The organism is Chrysiogenia bacterium (genome assembly GCA_020434085.1).
Taxonomy (GTDB): Bacteria; JAGRBM01; JAGRBM01; order JAGRBM01; family JAGRBM01; genus JAGRBM01.
Genome location: JAGRBM010000241.1, coordinates 1 through 15,976 on the forward strand (window position 1 = coordinate 1; position 15,976 = coordinate 15,976).

A 15,976-nucleotide genomic window follows, 5' to 3' on the forward strand; every position below is an offset into this window, starting at 1 on the left:
CATATCATGCCGGGACGAAAGGCATGCGCCATGAACGTCCTGCTCATCACCACCGACCAGCAACGTGCCGACACGCTCGGGGCCTACGGCTCGACGCTCGGCGCCACGCCCAACCTCGATCGGCTCGCAGGGCAGGGGAGTGTCTTCGACGGGGCCTTCACGCAGCATCCCTATTGCCAGCCCGCGCGCTGGAGCATCCTCACCGGTCAGCACCCGCGCACCCACGGCGTCTGGACCAACGGCATCGACCCGACCGAGCAGCAGGTGGCCGACGCGTTCAGCACCCGCGCCGCCCGGGAGGGAATCCACACTTCATTTATCGGCAAGGCGCATTTCGCTACCAACGGCGTGCTCTTGCCGGGGCGTTCTCCTTATATGGAAGCCGCGCCCAACGCGCTGAAGATGCCCGAGGGGTGGCAGGGACCCTACATGGGTTTCGAGCACGTGGATCTGATGGAGCTGGGTCACTTCCCGGCGGGCTTTGGGCCTTGGCCGCTGGGGCTGCACTACGGCAAGTGGCTGGCAAAGGACGGGCGACTCAAGGCGCTGCAGCGCTTCGCCAAGGCGGGCCCCTGGTCGAGCCTTCCGCCCAAACGATCTGGCCCCCAGACCTGGAACTGTGCGCTCCCCGAAGAGCTCCATCCCACGACCTGGATTGCCGACCGCACCATCGACGAACTTCGTCGCAGCAAGGACAAGCCCTTCTTCATGTGGTGCTCCTTTGCCGACCCGCACCACCCCTTCGATCCGCCGGCGCCGTGGTGTTATCGCTATGACCCGGCCGACATGGCGCTGCCGCCACGCAATCCCGAAGAGCTTCGGGGCAAACCCGGGATCCAGCGCACGTTCTCGGAAGGGGTGAGCCGGTTTGCGGGTGTATTGAACCCTCCGGGCGCAAAGATCAGCGACCGCGCCCTGGCCGAGGTCATGGCCGCCTACTACGGCATGGTCGCGCAGCTCGACCACAACATCGGCCGGATCCTGGGCGAGCTCGCGACGCTGGGACTGGAGGACGACACGCTGGTCGTCTTCACCACCGACCACGGCGAGCTGCTGGGCGATCACTCCATGCTTCTGAAGGGGCCCTTCCACTATGACGGCGTGGTGAAGACGCCGCTCATCCTCAAGGGGCCGAAGATTCCGGTCGCAAAGCGTATCGACGCGCCAGTGGGGACGATCGATCTGGCGCCGACGCTCGAAGAACTCACGGGCGTCGCTGCCGGTTCGCGGGTGGAGGGAGAGAGCCTGCTGCCGATTCTCAAAGGGCGCGGTGACCGCGATGCCGTGCTTTGCGAGAACGACCATCAGATCTGGTTCAACACTCACGTGCAGACGATCGTCACGCGCGAGTGGAAGCTCAACATCCATCGCGGCCAGCCCCTGGGCGAGCTCTACGACCGGCGAAGCGATCCCGGCGAGTTCCGCAACCTCTGGGGGGAGAATCCGCGCGTTCGCGCCGAGCTCATGGCCGAGTTCGAGGCGCGCATTCCCGCGTGGAATGAGCCGCGGCGCAAGCCCGTATCGGTGTTTCCTGCCTGAGCTATTTCTTCTGTTTGTTGAAGTGCGCAAGCCTGCGTGTGAGCGTGTTGCGGTGAATGCCCAGCAGCCTGGCGGCCTTTTCCTTGTGTCCGCCGGTGCTGGCCAGCGCTTCATCGATGTACTGCTTTTCGAGTGATTCCAGGTAGCTGTGCAGGATGAAGTCCTCGCCCAGCGAGGGGTGGGATGGCGCTTCTGCAGCCGGCGCGACCGGCGGCGGGCCGGGAGGGACGCCAAGGGTTGTCACCGCCCCGAGCGGAATTTCATCTGCCTGAATGACCGGGCCCGAAGAGAGAATCACCGCACGCTCGATCACATTCTGCAGCTCTCGCACATTGCCCTTCCACTCGTAGGACTGCAGGCGTTTCATGGCCGATTCCGAGAACTGGCGCGCGGGGCTGTTTCTTGGCGCATGCTTTGCGAGAAAATAGCTCGCCAGTGCCGGGATGTCCTCGGCGCGCTCGCGAAGGGGCGGCAGGTGAATCTGGATGACATTGATGCGGTAGAAGAGATCCTCGCGAAAAGTGCCGGCGGCGATCTCCTTCTCCAGGTCGGAATTGGTCGCCGAGACGAGCCGGAAGGAAACCGGGATGTGCTTGTTGCCGCCCACGCGAGTGATCTCGCGCTCTTCGAGGACGCGCAGCAGTTTGACCTGCATCGACAGCGGCATTGTGCCGATCTCATCGAGGAAGAGCGTCCCGTCCTGGGCGAGCTCCACCTTGCCGATCTTGCGGGCGATGGCGCCGGTAAAGGCGCCCGCCTCATGGCCGAAGAGCTCGCTCTCGAAGAGTTCGCTCGAAATGGCGCCGCAGTTGATGGCCAGGTAGGGGGCGTCCTCGCTCTGCGTGTATTTGTGGATCGTCTTGGCGACGACTTCCTTACCCGTGCCGCTCTCGCCGGTGATCAGCACGCTGGTCTGGTTGCCCTTGAGGCGCTCGATCTGATCGAAGACTGCGCGCATTTTGGGGGAATTGCCGATGAAGTCCTCGTAGCGTTGCTCGGCGTGGAGCTGCTCGATGAGCGAGGTGATCTTCTTCTCTTTGGCACCTTCGTTGAGCGCGCGCCGGACCGCGTGGGTGAGCTCGTCGGGATTGATTGGTTTCGAAACGTAATCGATGGCACCGAGCTTCATGCACTCAACGACGGTGTTGATCTTCGTGATCGAGCTCATCATCACGATGGGCACCTGGGCGTCGACCTTTCGCAGCACGCGCAGAACGGAAATACCGTCGGTATCGCCCAGCACGATGTCGAGCAGCACCAGGTCGATGGCCTCGTCGCGGAACAGCCGCAGGGCATCGTTGCCGGTCTCGGCCGTGACGACGCGATAATCCTCGCCGAAGAGCATCTCGAGCTGGGCGAGCTCGGAGCGCTGGTCATCGATGGCGAGGATGGTCTTTTTCAGCGGCACGGTTCTGGGCCTTGAACTGCAGCGGCGGGCGCCATGGGGGAAGGACGTGGATGCGCGACCGCCTCGGGAATCTTCATTCGATACATGCTAAGTGTAGCCGTGATGAGCGAGCACGGAAACAGCGACAAGGTAACGGTTTTGCTGGGCGGCGCCTTCAACCCGCCGCATCTGGCACACCTGCTTGCGGCCGGCGCGGCGCTTTCCGATCCTGCCTGCGCGGAGGTGTGGCTCATCCCCTGTGCGGCACATCCCTATGAGAAGGACCTGCTGGGCTTCGAGCAGCGCGTCGAACTCTGCGAGGCGATGATCGCGCCCTTCGCGGGACGTTTATCCGTCTCAAGGATCGAGTCCGAGCTTGCCGAGCCCAACTACACCGTGCGCACCCTCGAAGCATTGCGCGGACAACATCCCGGGCGGGCTTTTGCCTGGCTCATCGGTTCGGACAACGCCATGGGCATTCATCAATGGAAAGACGCCGAGCGCCTTCCCGAGCTGGCCGACATCTGGGTCGTCGGGCGCACCGGCGAGGGAGGGGAAATCCCCGCCCACATGCACCAGCTCGCGGGGCTTCCGCTGCCGCCGATCAGCTCGACACTGGTTCGTGGTCGGATCAGCGCCGGGGAGTCCTGGCGCGGCCTTGTGGCCGGTTCGGTCGCCGAATTGATCGAGCAGAAGCACTACTATCAATAGAATTCCGCCGGCCATGCAGCCCCCGAAAATCGGGCCACCGGGGCGGGCATTGCGCTGGCGAGCGGCTATAGTGCCGCCGACATCATGATGGACTGGCTTGAAAAACCTCTGAGGCGCGTTCGGCAGCTCGTTCTGCTCCAGAACCTGAGCGATCTGGCCCTCCTGCTCAGCGCTAGCTGCGCGCTGGGATTGCTGGCGATCGGCTGGAGCGGTGTGCTGTGGCTGTCGCTGCCGGTTTGGGCGGCGCTGCTGGGGCTCACCATTTGGGGCGGCGTAAGCCTCTCTCGCTCGGCCGAGCCCGATGTCGAAGTGGCCAAGCGCATCGAGCGCCGCTTCCCGCAGCTCGATACCAGCCTGGTCAACGCCGTGAGTTTCGCCCCCTCGGGGCCCGGCGGGGCCGAGGACCTCGATGCCGCCTTCAAGGCCTGGGAGGTCGAGCGCGCCCGCAATCTGATGGGCGGCGTGGAACCGCGCCGGGCCGTGGGCTGGAAGCAGACGGGCCGCATTGCCGCGGCGACCGGAATCATCTGCGCCGTGGTGGCGATCAGTGCCGTGATCTCTCCCGAGCGATTCTCCGCCGCGCTCTCGGCTCTGGTGCGCCCGGGCGCGCAGCTTGCCCTCCTTCTCGAAGCCATCCGCTCAGGCGGCAGCGGAAGCGGGCGCGACCTGCTGGCCGACATCTCCGTCGAAGTGCAGTACCCGGCCTACACGGGCCTTGCTCCCCAGCGCATCGTGGGCGGCGATGGCACGGTCTCGGCAATGCCCGGCTCCACGGTGAAGATCTCGGCGCGCGCGCTCGAATCCATCGACGAAGCCTCCTTCGAGCTCTTTACCGGCGAGAACGCCCTCCAGATGGAGACCCCGACCCTTTCGCTGCAGGCCGAAGTGACCGGCAACCGCGTAGTGGCCGCGCGCTTTACCGCCGATGAGCCCGGCAGCTACCGCTTTTCCCTGGATGAAGATCCCACACGCGCCTACGCCATCCAGATCGTCGAGGACGTCTACCCGCAGGTGACGCTTGTCGAACCGGCCAGCGAGCTCGAGGTGCGCCCCGAGGACCGGGTGGACGTGGTCTACAACGCCACCGATGACTTCGGCCTTTCCTACATCGATCTGGTAGCCGAGATGCCCAGCGGGGAGACGCGCCGCCGGCTCTTTGAGCCCGGCGCCACCGAGACGGGCAAGGAGGGCGACTACACCCTCGATCTGGCGACGCTCGACCTCTCCGAAGAAGACGGGGAGATCACCCTCTATATAGAAGCCGCCGACAACGACACGGTGAAGGGGCCGAAGATCAGCCGTTCGGGCCGGATCATTCTGGCGCTGCGCTCGGCCGACAAGATCCACCAGGCGCTGCTTGCCGACCAGGAACGCCTGATGCAGGGCATGGTGGTCTGGCTGGCCGATGCGCTCGAACCCTTTCCCGTGAGTGCGAAGACCACGGGCGAGAAGCTGGGCAAGTCCTACGGCGAGCTCAGCGGCTCGGCCACTCGCGTGATCGAGGCCTTCCCCGAGCTGATGGCCCGCATGCGTGAGGACGAATACGCCGACTACAACGTCTACATCGCCATCGAGAAGATGTACCGCGAGCTTGGTACGTTGCGTGGCAACCTGCTGGGGTGGGCGGGCAAGCAGGGCCTTGACGCCGAGCCCTTTACCGGCCCGGTTTCGGCCGTGGCGGCGCCGCTCTCGGATTTGGTGAAGAGCCACGAAGAGCCGCTTGAACACGATATCTATTTCCTCGACCAGCTCATCTACAAGCAGCGCATGGACGACGCCCTTCGCAGCGAGGAAGACATCCTCGATGCCAAGGAGCGACTTGCCGAGCTGCTGGAGCAGTACAAGCAGACCCAGGACCCCGAGCTGCGCGAGAAGATCCTCAAGGAAATGAAGAAACTGCGCGAGCAGATCGCCAAGGCGCTCTCGAAGATGTCCCAGCTCTACCGGGAGATGCCCGACGAGTTCATCAATCCCGAGCTGCGCGACCAGACGAGCGAAGAGAACATGGCCGATCTTTCCGAGAAGATGGACCGTGCGCTCGAGAGCGGAGATCTCGACGCAGCGCTCGAAGACTTCGAGTCCTTCCTCTCCCAGGTCGATCAGATGATGTCGGGGATGCGCGAGAACTTCGGAGAGTTCAACAACTCGGCCTTTATGAAGGGGATGCAGGGAGTGATGGAGGCCGAATCTGAGGCCGCCAAGCTGGCTGAGGAACAGCAGCGCATCCTCGAAAAAACACAGAAGATTCAGGAAGAGGCCCAGAGCGAGGCCGACCGCGAGAAAATGAAGGAGCTGGTGGGCGAAGTGCGCGAGCACCTTGAAAATGCCGCCAGTGCCAGCGGGAGCGCGCGCAAGATCGAAGAAGAGCGCCAGCGTTTTCGCCGCGAAGCGGTCGCCAATCCGCCGGCGGGCGCGACGCCGCAGGAGAAGATGGCAGTCCAGAAGGCGTCCCAGACGCTCGATCGCTACCGCCTGCCGACGACCCTGGAGGGGCTCGAGCGCCAGATCGATCAGGCCCAGCTCAGTCTCGACCGCACGGAGTTTGAATCCGTCGTCGCCGATATCCAGCGCGCGCTGCAGCGCCTGGAGAACGTCGAGCGCAGCATGGAGCAGGCCGACAAGGGCGCTCCCGAGAAACTCACGAAGGAAGAACCCCGTTCGGACGATGCGCTCACCCAGGCGCGCAGCGAGCTGGAAAAGGCCATGGCGAAGTTCATGAAGGCCCAGCAGGAGCAGCAGCCCAAACTCTCCGAACAGGCGCAGCAGCAACTCAAGCAGCTCCAGGCCGAGCAGGAGCAGCTCCAGCAGCGCGCCGAGGAACTGGGCGAGAAGATGGAGCAGCTCTCGGAAGAATCGCCGATGGTCAGTTCCCAGCCGGGTTCGACGCTCCAGCAAGCGGCCCGCTCGATGCAGCAGGCCGGCGAGCGCCTGGGGCAGGGCGAGCCCGCCGGCGCCATTCCCGGTGAGGCGCGCGCGCAGTCGCAGCTCCAGCAGGCGGCTGAGCAACTTGGACAGATGCGCCAACGAATGCAGCAAGCGGGAAGCGGGATGCCCTCACCGATGCCGTTTGGCATGCAGCCCATGGGGCGTACCGGCGTCAACGGGATGCAGTCCAATCCCCGCGAAGAGGTGGAAGTGCCCGAGGGCGATGAGCGCGTTCCCGCCGAGTTCCGCGAGGACATCATCAAGAGCATGAAGGAAGCGGCCCCGGACGAGTACAAGCCGCTCAATGACGAATATTACCGCAAGCTGATCCGCTGATTCCGGCGTCAGCGCTGCGAACCGGTTACTGACTATCGGTCATCATAAAGACCATCCATGGGGTGGGCTGGGCTCCGGGGCTCGGCTATAGTCCGCGCCATTCCGGGGTTGCCGTACCCCTTCTTGTGAGCGTTCCGTGACCAGACATCATCGATCAAAGCTTCGTGAATTGGCCAACCTGCGCGGGATGCTCCCCGCGGCGGCGGCGCTGTGCCTGCTCGCGCTTGGCGCATGCGGCGGCGGGCAGGGCGGTGGCGGCTTTGGAGAGATGCCCCCTGTTGCAGTTGAAACCATCGAACTCCAGCCGCGGGTTTTCCCGCGGATCATCACGGCGGTGGGCTCGCTGGCCAGCCCCCAGAGCACGCTCGTATCCGCAGAGATTCCCGGGCGTATCGACCAGCTCGACATTCCCGAAGGGCAGCGCGTGGATAAGGGCCACCTGCTTGCGCGCATCGAGGACAGTGAGACGAAGGCCAAGGTTTCGGTGGCCCGTGCCCGCTACGACAATGCCAAAGACCGCCTGGCGCGCCTTCGCTCGCTGCGCAGCGAGCGGGTGATTGCCCAGCAGGATCTCGACGACGCGCTGGCCGAGCTGCGCGCCGCCGAGGGCGAGCTCGAAGCGGCCAAAACCCTCCAGAACAAGACCGAAATCCGCGCGCCCTTTACCGGGATCGTAGGTCTGCGGCAGGTAAGCCCCGGCGCCTACATCAACCTGGGCACCCCCATTGTGAAGCTCACGCAGCTCGACCCGCTCGATCTGATCTTCAGCGTGCCGGAGAAGTTCGCCACGGAAGTGGCAGTTGGCCAGAAGGTGCACGGAACGACCTCGGGCTGCGGCGAGACTTTCGAGGGCACGGTGAGCGTGGTCGAGCCCTTCGTCGATCCGGTCAATCGCGTGATCAACCTGCAGGCCAGCGTCAGCAATGAGGCCGGGAAGCTCCGCCCGGGCATGAGCATTTCGGTGCGCCTGGAGATCGAGCAGGTAAATGATGCGCTGCTCATTCCCGCCGAGGCGGTGATTCAGCAGGGCCGCTCGCGCTCGGTCTTCACCGTGAGCGAGGACGGCACGCCGGTCAGCCACGAAGTGCGTCTCGGCTACATCGGTCCGAAGTTCGTGCAGGTGATCGAGGGCCTCTCCGCAGGCGACGTCGTTGTGACCGCCGGCCACCAGAAGCTCCGTCCGGGCGCGAAGGCCGCGCCCCAGCCCCGCGAGGACGTCGTCAACGACAAGTTCGATCTGGGCATTTCCGGCGCAGAAGACGCCTGCAGTCTCTAACGGGTCACCATGGTTCTCTCTGACGTTTCGATCAAACGCCCGGTCTTTGCCACCGTGATGAGCTTGCTCATCGTGCTGGTGGGCCTGCGCTCGTTCGGTCTGCTGCCGGTGCGCGAGTATCCCGACGTGGACAACCCGGTTGTCTCCGTGAGTGTCGACTACGTGGGCGCTACGGCCGAGACCATCGAGTCCACGATTATCGAGCCGCTCGAGCAGGCTCTCAACGGCATCGACGACATCCGCAACATCGACTCGACCGCCGCCTACGGCAACGGCCGTGTCAGCGTGGAGTTCAATCCCAACCGCGACATCGACGAGGCTGCCACGGACGTGAACAACGCCGTGCAGGCGGCGCTGGGCAAGCTGCCCGAAGATGCCGAGCGTCCGGTCATCCGCAAGGCCTCTTCGGGCTCGCGCGCGCTCATGTGGCTCGCGGTGCGCGGTGACGGCTACAGCCCGCCCGAGCTCACCGACATTGCCGACCGCATCGTGAAGACGCCGCTGCAGGTGCTTCCGGGCATTGCGAACATCATCATCGGCGGCCAGCGCAAGTATGCCATGCGCATCTGGCTCGATCCCGACAAGATGGCCGCTCGCGGCGTGGATCCGCGCGATGTGCGCAACACGATCCTGGCCAACAACCTCCAGCTCCCCGCCGGGGTAATCGAGGGCGCGGCCCGCAAGTTCACGGTGCTGGCAGACGCGCAGATCGCCGATCCCCACGTCTTCCAGGATCTTGTCATCCGTCGCGACGCCGATCAGGTAATTCGCATCCGCGACATTGCCGAGGTCGAACTGGGCGCCGACAACTACAACACGATCACCCGCTACAAGGGCCGCCCCGTGGTGGGCATCGGCGTGGTGAAGACCTCCGTTGCGAATGAGCTGGCGGTCAGCGACGTCGTGCGCGCTTCGCTTCCCACCATTCGCAAGGACCTGCCGCCGGGGGTGCAGATCGACGTTGCCGTGGATGGTTCGCTCTTCGTGCGCGAGTCGTTGCGCGAGGTGTGGATCACGCTGGCCATTGCCGGCATCCTGGTGGTGCTGGTCAACTGGTTCTTCCTGCGCTCGATTGCGGCGACGATCATTCCCTCCATCACGATTCCGGTTGCGGTCATTGGGACCTTCACGGTGATGCAGGCCGCCGGCTTCTCACTCAACGTGCTTACGCTGCTTGGGCTGGTGCTGGCCATCGGGCTTCTGGTGGACGACGCCATCGTTGTGCTCGAAAATATCTACCGCCATCAGGAACTGGGCGAGAAACCGCTTCCGGCCGCCATTCGCGGTGCCAAGGAAGTGGGTTTCCCGGTGCTGGCGACGACGGTGGCGCTCATCGCGGTGCTGCTGCCGCTCTCGATCCTTCCTGGAAATACCGGGCGCCTCTTTCGGGAGTTCTCGCTCACCGTGGCAATTTCGGTGGCGATCTCGACCTTCGTCGCGCTGACGCTCGTTCCCATGATGTGCGCGAGATTTCTCAAACACTCGAAATCCCACGGCAAAATCTATCTGGCCATCGAGCGCCTGCTCGACTGGGCGCAGGGGCACTACGAGCGCGCGCTGCGCTGGTCGGTGGGGCATACGCGGGCGATCTACATCTTCCTGTTGGTCAACGTGCTGGCCAGCGTGGGGCTCTTTATGGTTCTGCCCAAGACGCTCGTGCCGACCGAAGACCGCGGCTCGTTCCTGACCATTGCGAAGGCCCCGCGCGGTTCGACCCTGGCCTATACGAATGTCACCGTGGAGAAACTGCAGGCGGAGGTCGCCAAGATTCCGGAGGTGGAGGGCTACTTCGCCGCCATCGGCCTGGCCATCGGCGGCGCGCCAAAGACTTCCGAGGGCTTCATGTACACGCGGCTGGTGCCCTGGCGTGAGCGCTCGGTCAAGCAGCAGGACATCGTGGCCTCGCTATTCCCCAGTTTTCTGAGCATGCCCGGTGCGCTGGCATTTCCGATCAACCTGCCCTCGCTGGGGCAGAGCCGCCAGTCCGATCTCGATTTCATTCTCAAGAGTTCGCTGGCCACGCTGCCGGAATTTGTGGATGTGGTCGAGGAGGTCTCGGCGCGCGCACGGGAGATCCCTCACCCGGGCGGCAATGGCCCGGCGCTGGTCAATCTCGATACCGATCTCGAAGTGGACAACCCGCAGCTCGAAGTACGTTTCGATCGCGATGCGGCTGCCGATCTCGGGCTCAGCGTGCGCGACGTGCTCGAGGCCATGCAGATCGCACTCTCAGAGGGGCGCACCAACGACTTCATCCTGCGTAACAAGCAGTACGACGTGATCCCCGCGCTGGCGCCGCGTTTCCGCAGTGCGCCCGACCACATCGATCGCATCCACCTGCGCGCGGCCAATGGCCGGATGGTGCCGCTCTCGGCTGTCGTCCGCGTCGTTCCGACCGTGGCGCCGGCGGAGCTGCATCACTACGACCTGCAGCGCTCGGCCACGGTGACGGCCAACCTGGCGCCGGGCGCGACGCTGGGCTACGTGCTCGACGAGATGGACAAGATCGCCGCCGAGGTGCTCCCCAAGGGATTCTCCACCTCGCTGAGCGGCGCATCACGCGAATTCCGCGAGTCTTCGGCGGCGCTTTATCTGACTTTCGCCTTCGCGCTGCTGTTCATCTATCTGATCCTCTCAGCGCAGTTCGAGAGCTTCATTCACCCGATGACGATTCTCTTCAGCGTGCCGATGGCCGTGCTCGGCGCGCTCGCGACGCTGGTGATTCTCTATTACGGCGGCGGGCTCATCGGGATGGATACAACGCCGTTCTCCATGAATCTCTACAGCCAGATCGGCATGGTGCTGCTGATCGGCCTGGTGACGAAGAACTCGATTCTGCTGGTGGACTATGCCAACCAGGCCCGCGCCCACGGCAAGGATATGCTCGAAGCCATCATCGGTGCCGGCCTGACACGCTTCCGGCCGATCCTGATGACGGCGGTGACCTCGATTCTGGGTTCGCTGCCGCTGGCGATTGCCACCGGCGCCGGCGGCGAGTCGCGGCGCCCCATCGGTGCGGCCGTGGTGGGCGGATTGACCTTCTCGACGATCTTCACGCTCATGGTGATTCCTGTGGTGTACCGCCTGCTGGTAGAGCTGGCCGAGCGCTTTGGCATCAACACCGTTCCGCCGGCGATCGAGCTTGGCGAGTTCGAAGAACTGCCCTCGGAATCTTCAGAAGCCCCGGACGCCGGGGAAGAAACAGCCACAGATTCGGGTAAGCTCGAGTAGGTGTCGCCGACTTGCGGCGCCAGGAGGCTTCCATGCGCCGTTTTGTTGCGCTTGTCCTGATTGTCATCGCGTTGCCGGTTCAGGTAGTGCACGCCGATCCCACGGAAATCCTCATCCGGCCCGATGCGGCTACGCCTGCGCCGGTTGTCAACGGACGGGTCGACCACGGGCCCTGGGATGCGCTGCTTCAGCGTTACGTCAATGACGCCGGGCGTGTGGACTACAAAACCTGGAAAGCAAAGAGCCGCGGGGAACTCCGTCACTACCTGCAGGGCATGGCTGCGGTCGATCCGGGCGCGCTGGCGGACAAGGACGAGCAGATCGCCTACTGGATCAACGTCTACAACGCGCTCACGGTCCACGGAATGCTGGAGTTCTATCCCACGCGGAGCATCAAGGACCATGTCTCCTACGTCTTCGGCTTTCACTTCTGGAAGGACACGAAGATCAAGATTGGCGGGAAACGGCACTCGCTCGACGCGATCGAGCACCGGATCCTGCGCAGGATGGGCGAGCCCCGCATCCACTTCGCGATCGTGTGCGCGTCCATCGGCTGCCCGCGTCTGTGGAACCATGCCTACACCGGCGAAGGGCTGGGCAAACAGCTTGACGCCAACGCGCGGCATTTCTTCGCACAGGCGCAGAACTACCGGCTCGATCGCGGCACGAACATGCTCTATCTCTCGTCGATTTTCGACTGGTTCGGAAAAGACTTTGGGGATGGTGAAGGCGCGCTGCGCGCGCTGGCCGCGCGCTACGTCTCTTCCGAAGACGCGCGCTATCTCAAAGAGCGCACTCCGAAGGTGGAATTCCTGCCCTACGACTGGAACATCAACGAGCAGTAATCAGGAAGCGGTTTCTTCGGCGGCGGCGGGCTCGGCATCCGGCGGGGAATCGCGGAAGGCCTCGATGTCCTGGATATTGCCGACGACGACGAGCTGGTCGCCCTGGCGCAGCGGCATTTCGGCGTTGGGGATCTCGTTCTTTTCTTCCTCGCCCGGGTGCTTGATGGCCACGACCGAGAGCATGAAGCGCGCGCGCAGGTTGAGCTCGCGCAGGCTCTTGCCGGCCATGTGAGAGGGAAGCTGGATCATCTGGACCTGGTAGCCACTGGGGAGCTGGATGAAGTTGCGGCGGCGCTCATCGTCGTCGGAGTTCTCGTACCGGACGGTGCCCAGGAAGTCCTTCTTGAGAATCTCGCGGTTGTAGAGGCTGATGACGTCGTGCTCGCTGATCGTGCCGAGGAAAACCCGGGACTTGGGATCGGCCACGGGCAGGCGGTCGGATTCGGCTGCCAGAAAGCGGTCCATGCACACGCTCAGAGTGATGTCGGGCGCCACGGCGGGGACCGCGTTGCTGGCTACATCCCCGGCAACAATGAGGTCGCCGAGTTCTTCCTCACCCAGAATGTCCTTGATGTCGTTGAGCGTGACGATCCCCATGTAGCGACCATCGGTTCCGATGACGTAGCGCTCGTTGTCGCGGCTCGCAAGGAAGATGGTCACCAGCTCGCGCAGCGGCATGGAGGGCGGAACCGAACGGCCGCCCGGGCGCATCACGTCCTGCACGCGGTAGGCCTGCATGATGGCTTCCTCACGCCCGCGCTTGAGGCTGATCCCCTTGCGTAGCAGGGCGTGGGTGTAGATGGACTCACCCTCGATGATGGCGGCAAAGAGGGTGGATACCGAACAGGCCAGCATGAGCGGCAACACGATCTGGTAGTCGCTCGAAATCTCAAAGAGCATGATGATACAGGTGATCGGCGCGTGGATGGTTCCAGCCAGAACCGCGCCCATGCCCACCAGCGCGTAGGCGCCCGGTTCGGCGGTGAGCTCGGGGAAAATGGGGTGTACCACCGCCCCGAAGAGGGCCCCGACCACGGCTCCCAGAAAGAGTGCGGGTGTGAGCGCCCCGCCCGAACCGCCCGAGCCCAGCGTCACCGTGGAGGCGAGCACCTTGATGGGCAGCACGAAGAGAAGCAGCGTGAAGGGCAGTCCCTCGTTGAGGATGGTCGTCATCGTGCCAAAGCCCGTGCCGTAGACCTGGGGAGCGATGATGATGCAAAGGCCGACGACGGCGCCGCCGATGGCCGGACGCAGGTAGTCGTGGACCTTGAGCTTGTCGAAGAATTCCTCGCTCCAGTAGAGCGAGCGGGCGAAGACCGCGGCCACCGCGCCGGCGATGAGCCCGAGCACCGCGTAGAGCGGGATCTCGAAGGCACTCTCCAGGCTGTAGTGGGGGACCTGGAACGCGGGATAATTGCCCAGGAATGCCCGGGAGATGGCCGTTGCCGTCACGGAGGAAACAACGATGGGGCCGAAGATGGGCGCCGCGAAGTTGCCGAGCACGATTTCCAGGGCGAAGAACGCGCCCGCGATGGGCGCGTTGAAGACTGCGGCAAGCGCGCCGGCAACGCCGCAGCCCACAAGACTGGTCACCGAATCGGTGTTGAGCCCCAACACCCGACCGATCTTCGAACCGATGGCCGCGCCGATCTGCACGGTCGGACCTTCGCTGCCGACCGAACCGCCGGTGCCGATGGTGATGGAGGAGGTGATCGACTTGACCACCGCCACGCGGCCGCGGATGCGTCCCTGGTTGCGGGCGACGGCCTCCATGACCTCGGTGACGCCGTGGCCGCGTGCGTCCTTCACCCAGGTGAAGATCATCGGGGAAATCAGTAGTCCGCCCAGGGCGGGCAGGGCGATCTTGTAATACCAGGGGACCGATTCGAGCGCCGTCACCGGGTCGACGCCGCCGCCGAGGGCGAGCTCGTGAATCAAAATGATGAGATGGTGGAATCCGACACCGGCGAAACCCGAGGCGATGCCGACGAGCACGGATGCTGTCAGCAGCTTGATGGGCATGTTTCCGGCATTGCCCATCCACTTTTTGAGGGTCGCATTCTGTGTCATCAGCCCGCTGAGGTGGGCGGCGAAGGCTGGCGCAACGGATCCAAAGTTGCGGCACGGGGTCGCGGCAGTGATGTCGCGGCACAGGTGGGAGCGCACGTTCCGCGCGTCGGCCGCCCTACGCGGGCCCTACATACAGCGCTGCCGCTCGCTTGTAAAGGAAAAGACCGGGATTGCCTAGAAAGAACGGCCCAGGCGCACGTAGAATTCGGTTTCTTTCTTCACGCGCAGCCCCCGGCCCACGCCCACGCGCACCGGTGTGGGCAGGTAGTAGCTGAGGATCACGTCGAAGACGAGCTCTGCGCCCGCGCCCACGGCGACGTCGGCGCTCTTTGGAGTGATCCCCTCATCCCAGGCCGTGCCGGCATCGACAAACCCTGCCAGATGAATGCTCTGCAGGTAGATCGGCAGGTTCCATGCCCCGCGCCGCACCCTGAGCAGCGGCATGCGGTATTCGGCGTTGCCGGAGACGACGTGGTCGCCCGAGAACTCGGATTCCCCGAAACCGCGCAGCAGGGCCAGCCGGGTGCCGCTGAGCGTAATGAGCCCCTGACCCAGCGAGCCGCCGAGAACGAAAGCCCGTGTGAGGGGGCGGTCCCCCTGGGTCGTGCCGCCGGCCGCGCGAAGCGCGATGACGTGGTGGTCGAGAAACGGCACGGGAATGTAGCCGCGCACGTCACCGGAGAAGATGGCGCTGGTGTAATCGCCGCCCAGGCTCTCGTGATAGAGGTTGGATTCCAGCACCACCTGCAGACCGAGTTCGGGAGAGATCGCCTCCTCGGACTGCTTGGTCCGGCCCAGTCCCACCCGCGCGAAGAAGCCCGAGAGGTTGCTGCCGGTAAAAGGCGCCGGATTGGCACCCTGCTGGGCGGCCAACAGCAGAAGGCTGTCATCGAGTGCGCTGCGTCGCTCGAACTCAAAGCCCACGCGGTAACTCAATCCAGGATCGAGGTCCCGGTCGATGGGCACCAGCCCGATGCTCAAGGGCGAGCCGGAGGCCAGTCCCAGGCGCGCGGTCTCGCGAAGCTCGAAGACGTCGACCTGATTGAGCGCCGTCTTTGATGTGCCCACCACCGCCGTTCCGAAGGAAGAGAGATTGCGCGAGTAGCTGCCGAAGATGAGCGGGTCGAGCAGGGCGGGGGCCTTGATACGCGAGTAACCGAAGGTGGTGAACACGCGGGGCTCGGCGCTGTCGAGTCCGTAGTAGAGCGAGGCCGAATAAAACCAGTGGCGCAGCAGATCTTCGTCGGCGGTCCATGCGCCGATCAGGTTGTCGTTGCTGGCCTGCACATAGGTGGGCATCCAGAAACGCGGCACCAGTGTGGAGAGCGGGCTGTAGCGCTTCGGCGCGTCGGGTTCGACGGCCGCCGCGGGCTCGGGCTCGAACTGCGCCGGTTTCTTCTGGAGCTGCGTGGGGGCCGCATCATCGAGCGCCTGCTGCTCGTTCACCTCGATGGACCGAATGGCGCGCCCGCTTGCTTCCCAGGAAACAAAGACAACGGTGTTGCCTTCTGGCGTGAAGGTTGGTTCGAGCGCCGCGCCGAATACGCGGGTCAGCCGCGTTGTTACGCCGCTGCCAAGGTCCAGTAGATACAGGTCGTATATGCCGCCGCGGTCGCTCGCGAAGACGAGCGTGCTCCCATCGGGCGAGCGCGCGGG

At 64.4% G+C, this 15,976-nt stretch carries 9 protein-coding genes; 6 read left to right on the forward strand and 3 right to left on the reverse strand.

Annotated features, from left to right (window positions below):
• Nucleotides 1-1,539: sulfatase-like hydrolase/transferase (locus KDH09_07975; GenBank protein ID MCB0219615.1), on the forward strand; the 1,539-nt coding region annotated here is incomplete at its 5' end.
• 1 nt (nt 1,540) lies between these two features.
• Here the strand turns inward: KDH09_07975 and KDH09_07980 are convergent.
• A complete protein-coding gene (locus tag KDH09_07980) occupies nt 1,541-2,947 on the reverse strand; it encodes a sigma-54-dependent Fis family transcriptional regulator (GenBank protein ID MCB0219616.1) in 1,407 nt (468 codons plus the stop codon).
• 102 nt (nt 2,948-3,049) lie between these two features.
• Here KDH09_07980 and nadD point away from each other — a divergent pair, with 102 nt between their 5' ends.
• From nadD to KDH09_08005, 5 genes are all read left to right on the forward strand, one after another.
• The gene (nadD, locus tag KDH09_07985; GenBank protein MCB0219617.1) at nt 3,050-3,637 is read left to right on the forward strand and encodes a nicotinate (nicotinamide) nucleotide adenylyltransferase; all 588 of its coding nucleotides are present in this window, start codon (nt 3,050-3,052) and stop codon (nt 3,635-3,637) included.
• Nucleotides 3,638-3,721: 84 nt separating this feature from the next.
• A complete protein-coding gene (locus KDH09_07990) occupies nt 3,722-6,898 on the forward strand; it encodes a DUF4175 family protein (protein ID MCB0219618.1) in 3,177 nt (1,058 codons plus the stop codon).
• A 169-nt stretch (nt 6,899-7,067) separates the two neighbouring features.
• Entirely contained in the window at nt 7,068-8,174 is a 1,107-nt protein-coding gene (locus KDH09_07995; GenBank protein ID MCB0219619.1) for an efflux RND transporter periplasmic adaptor subunit, read from the forward strand.
• Nucleotides 8,175-8,183: 9 nt separating this feature from the next.
• On the forward strand, nt 8,184-11,405 hold the full coding sequence (locus KDH09_08000) for an efflux RND transporter permease subunit (GenBank protein MCB0219620.1): 3,222 nt from the start codon (nt 8,184-8,186) through the stop codon (nt 11,403-11,405).
• A 32-nt stretch (nt 11,406-11,437) separates the two neighbouring features.
• Nucleotides 11,438-12,250, forward strand: a complete 813-nt coding sequence (locus KDH09_08005) for a DUF547 domain-containing protein (protein MCB0219621.1) — start codon at nt 11,438-11,440, stop codon at nt 12,248-12,250.
• Here the strand turns inward: KDH09_08005 and KDH09_08010 are convergent, their stop codons facing one another.
• The gene (locus KDH09_08010; GenBank protein ID MCB0219622.1) at nt 12,251-14,320 is read right to left on the reverse strand and encodes a chloride channel protein; all 2,070 of its coding nucleotides are present in this window, start codon (nt 14,318-14,320) and stop codon (nt 12,251-12,253) included.
• 174 nt (nt 14,321-14,494) lie between these two features.
• On the reverse strand, nt 14,495-15,976 hold a 1,482-nt coding region (locus KDH09_08015), incomplete at its 5' end, for a BamA/TamA family outer membrane protein (protein MCB0219623.1).

Coding starts and splice junctions, on each gene's coding strand:
- KDH09_08005 (MCB0219621.1), top strand. CDS start 11,438: ATGCGCCGTTTTGTTGCGCTTGTCCTGATTGTCATCGCGTTGCCGGTT.
- nadD (MCB0219617.1), top strand. CDS start 3,050: ATGAGCGAGCACGGAAACAGCGACAAGGTAACGGTTTTGCTGGGCGGC.
- KDH09_07990 (MCB0219618.1), top strand. CDS start 3,722: ATGATGGACTGGCTTGAAAAACCTCTGAGGCGCGTTCGGCAGCTCGTT.
- KDH09_08000 (MCB0219620.1), top strand. CDS start 8,184: ATGGTTCTCTCTGACGTTTCGATCAAACGCCCGGTCTTTGCCACCGTG.
- KDH09_08010 (MCB0219622.1), bottom strand. CDS start 14,320: ATGACACAGAATGCGACCCTCAAAAAGTGGATGGGCAATGCCGGAAAC.